Annotated in this window: 18 protein-coding genes; 8 read left to right on the forward strand and 10 right to left on the reverse strand. The window is 61.2% G+C overall.

Annotated features, from left to right (window positions below):
• Window positions 1-45: 45 nt before the first annotated feature.
• From ACMX25_RS37425 to ACMX25_RS37445, 5 genes are all read left to right on the forward strand, one after another.
• Window positions 46-1518: an NAD-dependent succinate-semialdehyde dehydrogenase gene (locus tag ACMX25_RS37425; protein ID WP_414954905.1), complete on the forward strand. Its 1473-nt coding sequence runs from the start codon at window positions 46-48 to the stop codon at window positions 1516-1518.
• Window positions 1519-1719: 201 nt separating this feature from the next.
• Complete coding sequence (locus ACMX25_RS37430) at window positions 1720-3381, forward strand: UbiD family decarboxylase (RefSeq protein WP_414954906.1); 1662 nt, start codon at window positions 1720-1722, stop codon at window positions 3379-3381.
• A gap of 59 nt (window positions 3382-3440) precedes the next feature.
• On the forward strand, window positions 3441-4799 hold the full coding sequence (locus ACMX25_RS37435; RefSeq protein WP_414954907.1) for an MFS transporter: 1359 nt from the start codon (window positions 3441-3443) through the stop codon (window positions 4797-4799).
• 52 nt (window positions 4800-4851) lie between these two features.
• Entirely contained in the window at window positions 4852-5880 is a 1029-nt protein-coding gene (locus ACMX25_RS37440; protein ID WP_414954908.1) for an XdhC family protein, read from the forward strand.
• A gap of 94 nt (window positions 5881-5974) precedes the next feature.
• Window positions 5975-6646, forward strand: coding sequence for a GntR family transcriptional regulator (locus ACMX25_RS37445; RefSeq protein ID WP_414954909.1), 672 nt, complete (start codon window positions 5975-5977; stop codon window positions 6644-6646).
• A gap of 35 nt (window positions 6647-6681) precedes the next feature.
• Here the strand turns inward: ACMX25_RS37445 and ACMX25_RS37450 are convergent, their stop codons facing one another.
• The 4 genes from ACMX25_RS37450 to ACMX25_RS37465 are packed head-to-tail and all read right to left on the reverse strand — an operon-like array spanning window position 6682 to window position 10040.
• Window positions 6682-7185, reverse strand: coding sequence for an aromatic-ring-hydroxylating dioxygenase subunit beta (locus tag ACMX25_RS37450; protein ID WP_414954911.1), 504 nt, complete (start codon window positions 7183-7185; stop codon window positions 6682-6684).
• Window positions 7182-8462 (reverse strand): aromatic ring-hydroxylating dioxygenase subunit alpha, encoded by a 1281-nt coding sequence (locus ACMX25_RS37455; RefSeq protein ID WP_414954912.1) that lies wholly within the window; start codon window positions 8460-8462, stop codon window positions 7182-7184. Before ACMX25_RS37455 ends, ACMX25_RS37450 begins: the two co-directional genes overlap by 4 nt.
• A 17-nt stretch (window positions 8463-8479) precedes the next feature.
• Window positions 8480-9724 (reverse strand): NAD(P)/FAD-dependent oxidoreductase, encoded by a 1245-nt coding sequence (locus ACMX25_RS37460; protein ID WP_414954913.1) that lies wholly within the window; start codon window positions 9722-9724, stop codon window positions 8480-8482.
• A 7-nt stretch (window positions 9725-9731) separates the two neighbouring features.
• Window positions 9732-10040: a non-heme iron oxygenase ferredoxin subunit gene (locus tag ACMX25_RS37465; RefSeq protein ID WP_414954915.1), complete on the reverse strand. Its 309-nt coding sequence runs from the start codon at window positions 10038-10040 to the stop codon at window positions 9732-9734.
• Window positions 10041-10286: 246 nt separating this feature from the next.
• Here ACMX25_RS37465 and ACMX25_RS37470 point away from each other — a divergent pair, with 246 nt between their 5' ends.
• Together ACMX25_RS37470 and ACMX25_RS37475 are read left to right on the forward strand one after the other, a co-directional pair.
• Window positions 10287-10487, forward strand: coding sequence for a helix-turn-helix domain-containing protein (locus ACMX25_RS37470; protein ID WP_414954916.1), 201 nt, complete (start codon window positions 10287-10289; stop codon window positions 10485-10487).
• A complete protein-coding gene (locus ACMX25_RS37475) occupies window positions 10430-11182 on the forward strand; it encodes a LysR substrate-binding domain-containing protein (protein WP_414954917.1) in 753 nt (250 codons plus the stop codon). Before ACMX25_RS37470 ends, ACMX25_RS37475 begins: the two co-directional genes overlap by 58 nt.
• 387 nt (window positions 11183-11569) lie before the next feature.
• On the opposite strand, the gene ACMX25_RS37480 is transcribed toward ACMX25_RS37475, so the two are convergent.
• The 5 genes from ACMX25_RS37480 to ACMX25_RS37500 all read right to left on the reverse strand — a co-directional run bounded on the left by ACMX25_RS37480 (window position 11570) and on the right by ACMX25_RS37500 (window position 14243).
• Window positions 11570-12175, reverse strand: a complete 606-nt coding sequence (locus tag ACMX25_RS37480; RefSeq protein WP_414954918.1) for an RES family NAD+ phosphorylase — start codon at window positions 12173-12175, stop codon at window positions 11570-11572.
• The gene (locus tag ACMX25_RS37485) at window positions 12172-12837 is read right to left on the reverse strand and encodes a hypothetical protein (RefSeq protein WP_414954919.1); all 666 of its coding nucleotides are present in this window, start codon (window positions 12835-12837) and stop codon (window positions 12172-12174) included. Before ACMX25_RS37485 ends, ACMX25_RS37480 begins: the two co-directional genes overlap by 4 nt.
• A 193-nt stretch (window positions 12838-13030) precedes the next feature.
• Window positions 13031-13339 (reverse strand): hypothetical protein, encoded by a 309-nt coding sequence (locus ACMX25_RS37490; RefSeq protein WP_414954920.1) that lies wholly within the window; start codon window positions 13337-13339, stop codon window positions 13031-13033.
• Window positions 13336-13719 (reverse strand): hypothetical protein, encoded by a 384-nt coding sequence (locus ACMX25_RS37495; RefSeq protein WP_414954921.1) that lies wholly within the window; start codon window positions 13717-13719, stop codon window positions 13336-13338. Before ACMX25_RS37495 ends, ACMX25_RS37490 begins: the two co-directional genes overlap by 4 nt.
• A 131-nt stretch (window positions 13720-13850) precedes the next feature.
• Entirely contained in the window at window positions 13851-14243 is a 393-nt protein-coding gene (locus ACMX25_RS37500; protein ID WP_414954922.1) for a hypothetical protein, read from the reverse strand.
• Between the two features lie 155 nt (window positions 14244-14398).
• Here ACMX25_RS37500 and ACMX25_RS37505 point away from each other — a divergent pair, with 155 nt between their 5' ends.
• Window positions 14399-15067: a hypothetical protein gene (locus ACMX25_RS37505; RefSeq protein WP_414954923.1), complete on the forward strand. Its 669-nt coding sequence runs from the start codon at window positions 14399-14401 to the stop codon at window positions 15065-15067.
• A gap of 4 nt (window positions 15068-15071) precedes the next feature.
• On the opposite strand, the gene ACMX25_RS37510 is transcribed toward ACMX25_RS37505, so the two are convergent.
• A partial coding sequence (locus ACMX25_RS37510; protein ID WP_414953243.1) for a transposase occupies window positions 15072-15421 on the reverse strand: 350 nt, incomplete at its 5' end.

The following is a 15421-nucleotide window of genomic DNA, read 5'->3' on the forward strand; positions in this document are numbered from 1 at the left end:
GCCCGCCGCGACGCACACGCCAGCGGGCCGCCCTTGGCGATGACCATGACTGAATCCAACCTGCTTTCCCGGCTCGCAGACCCGAGCCTGTTGCGCACGCTCGCTTATGTCGACGGTGCATGGTGCGGCGCCGACGATGCCCGCACCTTCGCCGTCGACGATCCCGCCACCGGCGAGAAGATCGCCGACGTGCCGCTCATGACCGGCGTCGAGACGCGCCGCGCGATCGAAGCCGGCGAGCGCGCGCAGCGCGGCTGGCGCGCGCTCACCGCGGCGCAGCGCGCGGAGGTCCTGAAGCGCTGGTACACACTGATGGTCGCGAACACGGACGACCTCGCGGCGATCATGTCGGCCGAGCAAGGCAAACCGCTCGCGGAAGCGAAAGGTGAGATTGGTTATGCGGCGTCGTTCATCGAATGGTTCGCCGAGCAGGCCAAACGGATCGACGGCGACGTGCTCGCCTCGCCGGCCGCCGACAAGCGGATGCTGGTGACGAAGGAGCCGATCGGCGTCTGCGCCGCGATTACCCCCTGGAACTTCCCGGCCGCGATGATTACGCGCAAGGTCGCGCCCGCGCTCGCCGCCGGCTGCGCGATGATCCTGAAGCCGGCTGAAGCCACGCCGTTATCGGCACTCGCGCTGGCCGAGCTTGCGCATCGCGCGGGCGTACCGGCCGGCGTGTTCAGTGTCGTCGTCGGCGATCCGCGCTCGATCGGCATGGAGATGACCAGCAACCCGATCGTGCGCAAGCTCTCGTTCACAGGTTCGACGCCGGTGGGCCGCATGCTGATGAGCCAGTGTGCGCCGACGGTCAAGAAGCTCTCGCTCGAACTGGGCGGCAACGCGCCATTCATCGTGTTCGACGACGCCGACCTCGACGCAGCGGTCGAGGGCGCGCTCGCCTCGAAGTACCGGAATGCCGGTCAAACCTGCGTCTGCACGAACCGCTTCTATGTGCAGGACAGCGTGTACGACGCGTTCGCAGAAAAATTCACGGCGGCGGTCGCCCGAATCAGGGTCGGCAACGGTTTCGAGGGCGGCGTCACGCAAGGCCCGCTCATCAACGAGGCCGCTGTCGGGAAGGTCGAAGCGCATATCGCCGACGCGGTGGCGCACGGCGCGCGCGTGCTCGCAGGCGGCAAGCGCCATGCGGCCGGCAAGCTCTTCTTCGAGCCGACTGTGGTGGGTAACGTTACTGCTTCAATGCGCTTCGCGACCGAGGAAACCTTCGGCCCCGTCGCCCCGCTTTTTCGCTTTCGCGACGAGCGCGAGGCAATTGCGGCGGCGAACGCCACCGAATCCGGTCTCGCCGCCTACTTCTACAGCCGCGACATCGGCCGGATCTGGCGCGTGTCCGAGGCGCTCGAATACGGCATGGTCGGCATTAACACCGGCCTGATCTCAAATGAAGTAGCTCCGTTCGGCGGCGTCAAGCAATCCGGCCTCGGTCGCGAAGGCTCGAAGTACGGCATCGATGAATATCTCGAGATCAAGTACTTGTGCATGGGCGGTCTCTGAGCCATGCCGCTTCGGCAGTTGGCTATCGGCCGAATTCATCACTCCAAATCCGACGCCCAGCAATCGTTCGGCGGCGGTCCGGACGCCCCCAGAGTGCCATGCGTGAGTGGGTAAAGCTGCGTTGACACCTATAATACTGTTATGCAATCATACAATCACACTAATTTACCCATCTGCTGGGTCTCATATTAAGGAGACAGAATGTCATCATCACCTCACGATCTTTCGCGAACGGAAGCTGCCGGCGGTGCCCCGCGCGATCTGCAGGAACATATCGCCCGGCTGGAGGAAAAGGGGCTGTTGATTCGCATCGAGCGGCCGATCAACAAGGATACGGAGCTGCATCCGCTGGCGCGCTGGCAGTTCCAGGGCGGGTTGCGTGAAGATCAGCGCCGCGCGTTCCTGTTCACCAATGTGGTCGACAGCGACGGCCAGACGTATGACATCCCGGTGCTGATCGGCGGCCTTGCCGCCTCGCCGGAGATCTACGCCACTGGCCTCGGCCTGCCGGTCGAGCAGATCGGCCGCGCCTGGACGGACGCGATCGCCGAGCCGGTGCCACCCGTTGTGGTGACGCAGGCGCCCTGCCAGGAAGTGGTGATCAGCGGCGATGCGCTGAAGGAAAAAGGTTTGTCGCGCCTGCCGGTGCCGGTTTCCACGCCCGGCTTCGACGCGGCGCCCTATCTGACCGCGACGCTCTGCGTGACCAAGGATCCCGAGAGCGGCGTCCAGAACATGGGCACCTACCGCGCAGCACTGAAGTCGGAGAACCGGCTAGGTGTGCGCATGGCGAGCCGCCTGTCTGGAGCCGGCGGTTATCTCCATTGGGAGAAATATCGGGCCAAGGGCGAGCAGATGCCGTGTGCCATCGTGCTGGGCTGCGCCCCCGCCGTGCTGTTCACCGGACCGCAGAAGCTCCAGATCGACCAGGACGAGATGGCCGTTGCCGGCGGCCTGATGCGCGCGCCGGTCGGGGTGGTCCGCTGCAAGACCATCGATCTCCTCGTTCCCGCCGATGCCGAAATCGTGATCGAAGGCCTGATCGACACCGATGCGCTGGAGCCCGAAGGCCCGTTCGGCGAAAGCCACGGCCACGTCGCGCTCGAGGACTACAACATGTCCATGCACGTCACCGCGATCACGATGAAGAAGAAGCCTGTCTTCGTCTCGATCATCAGCCAGGTGACGCCCAGCGAAAGCTCCGTGCTGAAGAAGGTGGCTTATGAGCCGTTGTTCCTCGACCATCTGCAAAAGGTAATGGGCGTGCGCGGCATCCAGCGGGTGGTGATGCACGAGCCATTGACCAACCTGCGCAAGGTGCTCTTCCTCCAGTTTGCACGTGGCACGCAGCAGGCGGAGGTCTGGCGTGGCCTGCAAGGGGCCGCAACGCTCCAGGCGCAGTGCGGCAAGCTGGTCATCGCGGTCTCTGAGGATATCGACCCGGAAAACGCCGATGCCGTCTTCTGGTCGCTGGCCTATCGCTCCGACTTCGCTCACGACGTGCATGTGACGCCCTATCGCACCAGCGGGCACGGTCCTAAGTCCGGCCGCGCGCCACTCGAAAGTACGCTGCTGATCGACGCAACGCTGAAGCACGTCATGCCGCCGCTGGCCCTGCCGAAGGAGGAATACATGACCGCGGCGCGCAAGATCTGGGAAGAGCTGGACCTCCCCAGCCTCACGCCGCAGCCGCCATGGCATGGCTATCATCTGGGCGACTGGGACAAGCGCTGGGACGAGTATGCAGAAGCGGCCACCTCCGGCGGCTGGCGCGAGACGGGCGAGCGCACCTGGGCCAATCGGCGCGGCGGAGTGAAGCCGGAAACACCGGTGCGCGAAGCCTCGGGCGGCCACGGCGAGTGAGCGCCAACGCGCCAGCCGCATGTAAGCAACCCCAGGAGCAGAGGCATCCGGAGACCGCCATGACCCAAAACAATACCGTCGATATCGCCGACGTCGTCGAGACGCAGGAGCGCAGCTGGTTCACCGTGACCCTCTTCGTTCTGTGCGCTCTCGTCATGCTGGCGGACGGCTTCGACAATCAGGCTTTGAATTACGCCGCCCCCGGCATCATCAAGGAATGGGGCATCAACCGGGCCCTGATGACGCCCGTGTTCAACATCAGCATCGTCGGCTGGATGGCGGGTTCGGTCGTCTTCGCTATGCTGGCCGACCGCATCGGCCGGCGGCGCGCCATTCTGCTCGCTACCGCGCTGTTCGGCTGCTTCACTTTCGCGGTGCCCTTCGCCCACAACCTGGTCGAACTGTCGATCCTGCGCTTCTGCGCCGCGCTCGGCATTGGCGGCGGCATGCCGATGGCGGTCTCGCTGATCACGGACTATGCCCGCTCGTGTAAGCGCGGACTGATCATCACCCTCCTGTATCTCGGCTACACCGCCGGCTCGTCCGGGGGCGGTCTTCTCGCGGCGGAGATCATTCCGGCGTATGGCTGGCGCTCGGTGTTCTATGTCGGCGGCGCCGGCGCCGTGGTGGCGGTCATCATCCTGTTTGCCGCCCTGCCTGAATCCATTCGTTACCTGATCCTGCGCAATACCACCAGCGAGCGCATCCTGGCCTATGCCCGCAAGCTGAAGCCCAGCGCGCAATTTGCGGACGACACGCGCTTCACCATCCATGAGCAGGCGCGCACGGGTGTGCCAGTGAGGCACCTCTTCACCGAGGGCCGTTCGGCCATGACCGTCTTCCTGTGGCTGGCGCTTGGCCTGTCCTTCGTCACCCACTTCTTTTTGTCGCAGTGGATGACGACGCTGCTGACCGACGAAATCGGCTTCGCCAACGCGGCCCGCAGCCAGGCCCTGTTCCAGCTTGGTGCCGGTTTCAGCTGGTTCTTCGGCTGGATGATCGACAGGAAGGGCGTACGGGTAATGACGCTGACGATGGTCCTCGGCGCCATCCCGGTGGCGGCCCTCGGGCTGGCCCTCGGTACCAGCGCCAGTCTCACCATGGCAATGGCGCTGGTCTCGGGTCTGCTGGTCCTGGGTGGAAATATCGGCCTCAATGCCATTTCAAGCATGATCTATCCGACCTTCATCCGCTCTACCGCGACCGGCGCCTCCTTCGCGGTGGCGCGCATCGGCGCTATCGTCGGCCCGCTGCTCGCCGGTGTCCTGATCTCCATCGGAACGCCGATCGGAACGATCTTTCTTCTTGGCGCGTTGCCGTTGCTCGCAGCCGGCGTCGCCTGCTTCATGCTCAACAGAACCATCACGCCGGAAGCCGCGCGAGAAATGTCCTTGCGCTCGGCGCTGTCGCGACACTAACGGAGTTCTTCCGAAGCCCAGGTCATGGTCAGGCAACCACTCGGTATTTTTCATGGACAGCGTCAATCTCGAAGTGCTGAAAGCGAGCGTTCGCTGGATCGAAAACGGCCGTCGCGTGCTGCTCGTCACCGTAGTCAAGACATGGGGCTCCTCTCCGCGGCCCGAAGGGGCGATGCTGGCGATCTGCGAAGACGGCTCGGTATTCGGCTCGGTATCCGGCGGCTGCATCGAGGACGACCTGATCGACCGGGTGCGGCGGCTCGGCATCGAGCAGACGCACCCGGAAGCGATGAAATACGGCATCTCGGCTGACGAGGCGCATCGTTTCGGATTGCCGTGCGGCGGCACGATCGAACTGGTGCTCGAACCGCTGACGCGCACAAGCGGCATCGACGATTTATGTCGCCGGGTCGTGGCCGGCGAGCTCGTCGCGCGCTCGCTTGATATGGAAAGCGGCGCGGCGAAACTCGTCCCGGTGGAGTCGACCGACGGCGTCGATTTCGACGGGCTTCGGCTGCTGACCATTCACGGCCCGCGTTACCGGATGCTCGTGATCGGCGCCGGTCAGCTCTCCAGCTATCTTTGCCAGATCGCGCTCGGGCTGGACTATCAGGTGACCGTGTGCGATCCGCGCGAGGAGTACACCGATGCCTGGCACGTGCCCGGCACGACGCTCGTGCGTACGATGCCTGACGACGCCGTGCTCGAGATGAAGCTCGACGAGCGCTGCGCCGTGATTGCACTGACGCACGATCCGAAGCTCGACGACCTCGCGTTGCTGGAGGCGTTACGAACGCCCGCGTTCTACGTCGGTGCGCTGGGTTCGCGCCGGAACAATGCCGCACGGCGCGAGCGGCTCGAAACGTATTTCGATATAAGTAAAGACGAACTCGCCCGGTTGCGCGGACCCGTCGGCATTTATATCGGCAGCCGGACACCGCCAGAAATCGCGGTGTCGGTACTGGCCGAGGTGACTGCGGTCAAGAACGGCGTGGCGTTGCCGGAGAAACTGCGGGTCGAAGAGGCAAAGGCCGCGCTTGATATCGCGGCCAATGAACAGACGAGCTGCGCCGCGGACTAGCGTCAATGATTCAATGTTGCTGGCGAAGACGGCGTCGGCTGTTGCACTGCTGTTTCCATCGTGGGGCAGCACTAGCATTGCGAAGAGGACCAGCATGTCGGGAGTCATCGGGTTGGTGCGTGCAGAAACGCTGCGCAGCCAGGTTGAAAATATGCTGCGGGACGCCATCACCACAGGTACGTTTGCTCCGGGGGCGCGGTTGGTGGAACGCGACCTGTGCGAACGCATGGGCGTCAGCCGGACTTCCGTGCGTGAAGCCCTCCGAAAGCTGGAAGCGGAAAAGCTCGTGCAGATCCTGCCGCACAAAGGGCCGATCGTCGCGACCATGACGAAACAGAGAGCCTCAGAGGTTTATTTGGTACGTGGTCTGCTGGAGGGCTTTGCCGCCCGCGAGTTTGCGCGGGTCGCCGATGACGCTGCGCTGAAGCAATTCGACGATGCCGTCATGGCGTTACGGGTCGGCATACTGGCGCAGGACCGCAACAGCGTCTTGTCGGCGAAGACGCGCCTGTACAGCACGTTACTCGACAACTGCGGCAATATGCAGATCAAGCAAATGCTCAACAGTCTCTACACGCGCATCAATCTGTTGCGGGTCACGACAATCCTGCAGCCAGACCGGTTGTCAGCAAGCCTGTGCGAAATCGAGGAGCTGCAAAAATGCATCAAGGCGCGTGACGCGGACGGAGCTGAACTGGCGGCGCGAATCCACGTCGAGAATGCGCGGCTAGCTGCGATGCGCTTTATCGAGGCTGAAGAGCCGTGATAGCACGGCGCTTGCGCGCCGTAGGCTCGCATGTATTACACCGGCGCCACGACCGAGGTCGGGTAAAGAAGCGTGTCCGACACGCAAGTCTTTCTTGCGAACAGGAATCTTTCGCCATCCTGAACGATGCGATCCACATAGCGACCCGACATCACTATTTCTGTGCCCCGGTCAAGCATGGTCTGGACGACGAGAAAATTTGCCACGATCTCATAGCCTCCCTCTACGACCTCGCGAACCGCGATGCCCGTCACGAAGTGCCGTAGCGATCGAGGTTGGGCAATGGTCGTTTCGACGGTCGTAAATGCACGGTCTTCTATCATCCCCTTTCCGTCGCAATAAATGATCGCGATGGGCAGGTTGCGGTCGTAGTTTTCCTTCGGCACGAGCCGGTAAACCGCATTGTCGGCAAACAACGAGGCCCAGTGGCTATAACGGCGTTCGTCGAGCGAGGCACTATAGGCGTTGTACAGGTCCGTGATGCCAAAGCGCGTTTCGACGGATATTGCGGGGGCGGCAGGATGAGCAGATGCGTTCATAGTCCCATGACCTTGCGATAGTGTTGATACAGGCCGCGAACAGCCACTTCGGTGATCGTGTGATCGTGGTCCTCGACGGTGCGGCCTGCCATCTCGGCGAGGCCCGCCCGTTCGTTGTAAGGCGTCGTGCCCTCTTGCGACATCACCATCACCTCGCTGTCGTCGGTCGAAACGAAACCTGCCGGCCCCATCAGGTTGGCTTGGCGAATCCGGTGCGCGCGCATTTCCGGCGTGTCGTCTGCGTAGCCAAAAAACGTCCAGTGCAGGTCGTGTTGTCCCGGGCCGTGCGGCACGATCTGGCGCATCGCCAGCGTGTTCGACTGTTGCTGAAGAATCAGGTTGGGCCAAACCGTGCTCATGACCGCCGTCACATCGCCCGGAAACTCCCGGATCAAGTCGAGCACCCGCGTGTCCTTGAGCTTTATATCGTCGCGCAGGGTCTGGCCCATTTCGCGCGCGGCTTCAGCTTCCAGTTCGCCCGCGCGCCGGTTGACCATCGCGCAATGCCGTCCAGTGCCGTCCATTTCGATCGCCGATTTCGCATCCATCCGGAACAGGCCGAAGGTGACGAAGAACACATGCAGAAGGCTCGCGTGGTACGGATCCTTGAGATTCTCGAACATGAGCTTCCAGTTGCCGTCGATCCGTTGCCGCATATAGCCGAGCAATTCGAGCCGGCGGCCATCGAAGACGCGATCGAAATACTGGAGCATGTTCGGACCCATGTAGGCTTCGAACGATTCGACGCTGGGGTCGAACGATGCGAAGATCGCACTGTTGCGGACCGTGACGACCAGCGGGCGGGCGCGATGTTCGCTGACGTCGAAGTCTTTAGGCATGCCCCCCTTGCCCTTGTATCCGCGCTTGAAGGGCAGTCCGGTGACATTGCCCTTCAGGTCGTAGCTCCAGTGGTGGTAAGGGCAAGTAAACGACTTGGCATTGCCGGAATCGCTCTGGCAGAAAGCGACGCCACGATGCGCGCAGCTATTGGCGAAAGCGTTAACACTGCCGTCGGTGTCGCGCACGACGACGATCGGCATGTCCCCGACAAAGCTGCGCTTGTAGTCGCCGGCGTCCGGAATCTCGCACTCAAGTGCTACGTACGACCAGTTCGGCCCCAGAAAGATGCGCTCCTTCTCGAGGCGATAGACTTCAGGATCGCTATAGACCCAGAACGGAATGCGTGAGTTGCCTTCCTCGGGCCAAGTGCGCTCCACGTTGGCAGCCGTGGCACACGGCGGTGCGGGCCGGTCGACCTGTTTGATTTCGATCTGCATGCTTCATCTCCATTAATTTAGGACTGGCTTGATATAACCAGACTCTTCAAGGGACGGCCAGGGTCGCCAAGCACGCCGCAATCGACAATCTGCCGTGTGTCCATGATCTGTTTGACGATACGGCGTTCACGTCCCGCATTCATCAACACTGCGCCGTGCAGGCGGCCGCGGCGCACGAAGAACGCACACCACGACGGCGCGGCGGCGTCGCCCCGCATCACGACGTCATCGTCCGGCTCGCAACCACCGAGGATCTGGATATTTTGGTCGTATTGATCGGTCCAGAACCAGGGGGCTGCGTCGCCGCTTGCAGGCACACCGAGGATCGTGCATGCCGCAGCCTGCGCTTGCAGTTCCGCGTTTTCCCATGATTCGAGGCGAACGGCCGTCGCGGACCACCGTTCACGCTGCCGGGCGACATCCCCGACCGCATATATTCCAGCTACCGAGGTACGTGTATGCGCGTCAACGAGCACACCATCCGCACATTCGACGCCCGCCTCTTTTGCAAGTTCGTCATTGGCAAGCGCCCCCACGGCGACGACGACAGTGTCTGCGGGTATCGTCGTGCCGTCTTCCAGCACGATGGCGCTCACCGATCCCTCACCTTCAATTGCCTTGATACGAGCATTTGTCCGGACATCGACGCCATGTGAACGGTGCAGCTCAGCGAGGCGCTCACCGAGAAATCCGCCGAGGATCCGGCCGAGCAGCACAACCGCGCTCTCGACGACCGTCACCGCGCAACCCCGCTTGACGGCTGCCGCGGCGATCTCGAGGCCCAAAAAACCGCCGCCGAGTATGACGATCCTCGCGCCGGTTGTCAGGCGCGCGGAAAGTCGCGTACTGTCCTGAGCTGTGCGAAGCGTCAGCACACCGTCCAGCTCGGCGCCAGGGAGAACGAGCCGCCGCGCCCGCACGCCCGTCGCCAGCACGAGATGGTCATAGACGAGCCGTGAGGCATCCACGAACACGATCTGCCTTGAGGCCGGATCGATCTCGCTCACGCGCGTATCCATGCGCACATCAATGTCGTGTTTTGTGTAGTACTCCGGCGGAAAAATGATGGTGCCCAAAAGCGGCGCCCCGTTAAGGATGTCTTTGGATAAAGGTGGCCGCTCGTAAGGCAGCTCGGCTTCGTCGCCGATCAGTACGATCTCGTCCGTGCATCCCTGCTTGCGTAGCGACGCTGCTGTCCGGGCGCCGCTCTGACCCGCGCCGACGATGACGATGCGCTGTTTCATGCCATGGCGTGAATTCATTGAGGCTTCAGTCCAGGTCCACGAGGACATTGTCGCCCTCCACGCGTACAGCGAAAGTCTGGATAGCGGTGTCGACCGGGCCCGAAACCGCGTCGCCGGTGCGCACGTCGAACACGCCCTGGTGCAGGGGGCACTCGATCTTGCCATCTTCAAGATATCCGTCCGACAGGCAGGCCTGCGCGTGAGTGCAGATATCATGTGTAGCGAAGAATTCGTTGTCGAGGTTGTACAGCGCCAGCGGAATGTTGTCGATTCGACAGGCTTTCACGGCGCCCGGTTCTACGTCAGTAATCCGAGCGATTACTTTCCATGACATGGTGTTGGTCCTCCAGGTATTTTTTGCGAAATGCGCACGGCCTTCCGCCGAAAACGCTCGGCCGAGGTCGACGAGTCAGATGCCGGTCGGATCCTGATCAACGGAATTGTGTACTTGGGGGGTGCACGTGTGTCACTATTTCATTGAGCTAGCGTTCGCGATCGACGAATTCATTGCGAACGTAACCATGCTGCACGGGACCCGAGTAAGTCCTCAAGCGCTAACTCTGGTAGACAGGAAACCTCGATGCGTTTTGATTTGACCGATCTTCGATTGTTTGCCGCCGTGGCTGCCTGCGGTAATCTCACCAAGGCAGCGGAGAGTTTGCCGATCGCGGTTGCCGCTGCGAGTTCGCGAATCAAGAGCCTCGAGGAATCGGTGGATGCGCGGTGTTGGTGCGCCGCAGCCGCGGCGTCGAGCTCACGCCTGCTGGCGAAGTCTTTCTGACAAGGACGATCGCGATCCTGCGCGAAACAGCCAGACTGCGCCAGGACTTGTCCCAGTTCGGCGAGGGAACGCGCGGGAATATTCGCTTGTTCGCCAACACCAACGCGATTCACGAGTACTTGCCCTCGCTGCTGCCGCGCTTCCTGGTCGACAACCCGAAGATCAACGTAGAGATCGAGGAACACACGAGTCCTGAGACTGTGCGCGCAGTCGACGAAGGTCTCGCCGACCTGGGAATCATCGTCGGACTGGTGAACACGCGGCGCCTCGAGGTCGTACCGTTTCGCGAAGACAGGCTTGTCGTGATCGTGCCCAATAGCCATCCGCTGACGCAGGCGGAGGCGGTACGCTTCTATCAGGTCCTCGAGTGGAATTACATCGGGCTCAACGAGCGGACATCGCATCAGCAATACGTGTCGAAGACCGCCCTGTTGCTGGGGCAAACAATCCAGTTTCGCATCCAGGTCGAGAGCTTCGAGGCCGTGTGCCATATGGTGGCAGCAGGTGTGGGCGTGTCGCTGGTGCCAGAATCAACAACGCGTCGGCTCAGTGGCACACTGCCGTTTTCGATCGTACCGCTCGACGAGCAGTGGTCCAGGCGGGAGTTGCAACTCGTCTGCCGGGCTTCGCAACGGCTGGCGCCGCACGTCAGAAAACTTTTCGATGCACTCGTGTCGGCACACCACCCAGGGTAAAACAACCTGCCAGAAAGACGCGCCTACTTCCGCGGTGGCGACTAGTTCGTGACCGAGAGGGTATTTTGCAGGTGCTGCAGTCCAATTCTCCTCGGTGCACCCGATCTTCCACGAGTCTTTTTCTGAGCTTGCTTATGCCAAACATTTAGGAATACGAACGAAATCGCCTGTCGACCACGATCAATAACGTTATGTCAAGTTATGAAGCTGAGTTGTACGCTGCCATGGCAGCTTGGGGGCGCTTACTGAACCTTGTCGGATAGCTGCGCGCGACTGAAAGAACTATACGTCAAAGCTTGTTTCCCGAAGAACGCGGTTGCTGTTTCCAGCGTACGGGCTTTGTCATGTCGAAAGGCTTCGTCGCGCAAGGGTCCGACAGAACAAAGCTCAGTATGCCAGCACGTTGAACTCACGCAGTACCCTCAGCGAGCCCGGGTAGTCCTGAAATTCCTTATACGGGGACTTGGCGGTCAGCTTGCCAAGCGCCCGGTCGAACAACACTACGGCTTCCTCGGTGTTCAGGTGCCTCGACATGTAGACGAATCCGTCCACTGTCGCCGGGTGCTCGTGAATCGCCAGTGACCACTGCTGCGGCAGTTCATAGGGCACGATGGACGACAGGGACCCTTCCCCGCCCAGCCGCTTCAAGTGCTTGCCTGTCAGCACGGCTAGCTTCAGCTTATCGCCCTTGAATCGAATAACCCACTGGTCGAGTTCCGTGTACGGAATCTTGAATCTGCCGCCGTCAGACGTGCGGTCATGAAGCACCGTCTCAGCGAAACCGCAGGCGAGCGTGAACCCGAAATAACAGGTGCCGTACCGGTCGGCCCGCGGCAGATGACCGCGAGGGTCATCGAACCGATTCAGTCCAGATTTTCCAAAATACGGCTCGCCGCTGTTGTGACGGGAAATGCGAACAAGCTTCGCCGCGTCGACTTCGATGACGGGCAAAACGAGCGCGGAGAAAGCAACATCCGGCTGTTTCAGGCTCAACGCGAGGCCTCCTCGGCGAACGCCGCCGCGACCCTGTTCACTTCTTCTACCCTGCCCTTGCGGAGCGCCTCCAGCGGGTTGATGTCCCCGATCGACCCCTTCGCCGTTGTGAAGAAGTCCCACTTGGTCCAGCCGGGCAATTCACCGAGTATGCGTGAGACATTTTCCAGCGTGGCACGGTCGACCTTTCCGTCGGCGAAGAACGCCGGAAAGTAGCTCTGGCCTTCGACATCGACCGTAAAGAGCCGGCGCGCGCGCGAGGCGGCACTCACCGCTTGTCGGGTCAAGTTGAGCGCTGCTTGCAGGTCTGCCGACGAAAGCAACTGCCGCTTGACGAGGCTTCGCCTGAATTCGCGCGAGGCCATGTCGAAGTCACCCTGCTTCATCGTCTCCGACGCTGTGTCGTTCGGTTCTTGCGGCAACTCGAGGACCACCGGCTCCGTCAAATGCCCAGCCACCGGCCTATCCGTTTGTTCAATCATGCGTCTGAACGAGCGAGCTTTCTGCTTGATCAAGCGTCCGACTTCGGCATCGGGCATCTCGAAGATGACCTCGAGGTCTTCCGCATAAGAGAGAGCACCGGCCGCGTTGCCTAGCGCCCGATCAACGGAATCGGCCGCGGCATGCTTGGTGACACGCTTCAGTGCCGTTGCTGTGGTCATTTCAGGCCTCCTCCTTCGGAATTCCCATACCTGAAAGCATTGCACAAACTACCAGGGCTGTCAAATGAGACAAACATGACAAATGATGGCGTTTGTCATCGCCATCCTGAGAATTGGGGCAAACGGCTGGTCTGTCGCCGGCATGAAATAGCGCTCCAAAGGCTGGGCCGGTGTCCACCTCTTGGGGTACAGTTCAGATAGACGGGCCCTTCGCTTCGTTCAGGGTTCGGCGTGCGTCGCGCGTCGGCGCCGACAAGGTCTGTGTTTGCCACTCGATCCAGGTGGCCACGTGCAGCGGTTGCACGGCTGTAATGGATCCAACGCCCGCCTCCGCGCACCAGGCGAGAAACTCGCCCACCGCGTGAGCATACGCGCGGCGCGTGTTCGGATTACGAATGTTGGGGGCGAAGAATTCGAGGAAGCGGATACCAGCCCGTTTGCCAGTGGACGCGACCAGCGTAGGCAACGACTGCGGCGAAGAGAGTGCGAGTGTTTGGTTCATCGGAATACCACGGGCAACATTTCAAACCCCGCCGCGACAGACGCATAGAACCGGTGAAAGCCGTCGCACACGCGATAGGCGAATGGTGAGGCGGGATCGTCGGCAGATGGCAATGCGACGACGCTAACCGGCGGCATTTCAGCACCGGTTGCCATCGCGCTCAGAACACGGATCATTCGCGCCCGGCCAAAGCCTTGCCAGTCGTGCATCACTTCGGGTCTACGGAACGGCGGCTCAACCTCCCGAAGCGGCACCAGAACAGCATCCGGGCTCGACCGGTAGCTCGGCGCACCAGGGCAGAAGGCTGCCATGCCGGCGTCGGCCCACCAGGAATCGGGGATTTCGAATTCGGCCGGCAGTAGCGGGAAACGGAAACGCATAGCTTCTCCCTTCAGGACTCGCGGATCAAGTCCATGTCACGCCTCATCGTTGTTCTCCCCTGTCATCAGCCCTGCACGGCCGGCTGACCATCTGCCGGCAGGGTGAGCATGATCGAACCGCAAGCGCGGCCTCAGACATGATCGATCGCGGGCTTTTCGTGCCGTTCTGTGACCGCCATCGTCAGGTTTAAAAGGGCGTACAGTTCGCCCGCACTGGTCGCCTCAACTTCAACGTCGCCCATTGTCAGGCGCAATGTGCGCCCGGCTCGACCTTGCAGCCAGGCGCCGGTCGCCGCGGTGAGCGTGGACCCGGCGACCGGGGTGAACGGGACCAGAAACTCCCCAACGAAGCCATCACCCCCATCCGCGTGGTCGGTCGTGAAGGTGACCGCGCTTATCTTGCCACCCTCGGCACGGGCGAGGCTATAGAACTGCCGCAGCTCGCGCTGGTATCCGCGACTGAAGGACGCCTCATCGTCGGGCGCGCGCACCAGGGTCAGGCGCAGGGTGTCCGGGGTCGGCATGGTGGCTCCTGATAGATGTGATAAAGGACATTATCAGATATCTACGGTAGAACGTCTTGCGCGTTGCTGTTGTCTCTCAAGAGCCGCGTTTGCCAAGACTCATCCCCAACGGCGTCTTTCAGCTACGATCCAGAAAAAAGCGAAAACGGAACTGTATGAAACCAATCCTGTTTGGCGTCTTGCTTTACACCTCAGCCTTTTGCCTTGCGTCTGCGCAGCCCGCTGTTCCTCAGCAGAACCAGAATTCCATAGTCACGACATCTCCCCCCGACACCAAACAGGCATCACATCCCAGAGTCGGAATGGATCCGAGCGTGGAAACGTTACGGCCCCCATCGATCGAAAATCAGAAAACAGAAGCGGTCCCGCAGGAAGAAGATGTCAACGGCCGCTGGACCATGATCTTCACCGGGGCGACCGCTTGTGTTGCCTTCCTACAGATGCTGCTGTTCGTATGGCAGTTAAGCCTTATGCGGCATTCGGTGAACGACTCAACGAAAGCCGCAAACGCCGCTGAGCGCAGTGCCAGGGCAGCCGTCGCGATGGAGTTGCCTGTCATTCGCATGATTCCGCCTGAGGACTTGGTCGCAACGGATGTATTGATTGGTGGCGAAGGGTCCTATGGTGGAATCGTCAACGACGGGCCACCGACCCGGTTCTCCGCTATCGGCCGCTTTGAAGTTCAAAATCACGGGCGAACATCTGCGTTTCCAACCATCTTTTCCATTGGCTGGGCGGTTGCGGCGGAGCTCCCAGAAACCCCGAAATATCAAAAAACAGTCCGTCTTAATCACGCGTCTGTAATCAAACCAAATGACAGCTAAGTGTTCAGGCGAAATTGATTTGAAATTTGGTGCCGTACGCACCGAGCAGGCTGCGAACTTCGTCGTCGATGGTTTCCTTCGTCCAGGTGACGAAGTTACGCCAATGGTATTTGGCCTGCTTCCAGACGATCTCGATGAGATTGAGTTCGGGACTGTATGGCGGCAGATAGAACAGTTGCATGCGATGCTCACGTAGCCAGCGCTCATGCACTTCAGGTTCAATGGCATGATGGATCGAAGCGTTGTCGAGTACCACCACGGTCGGACGCTCATCGCCCTGCAGGGCGATGAGCTCGAGGAACTCAATGACAGCGCCGCCTTTGATAGATGAGCTCGTGACATGGTGAGTCAACG

Origin of the sequence: Caballeronia eucalypticola (assembly GCF_047608185.1) — a bacterium.
Lineage (GTDB): Bacteria > Pseudomonadota > Gammaproteobacteria > Burkholderiales > Burkholderiaceae > Caballeronia.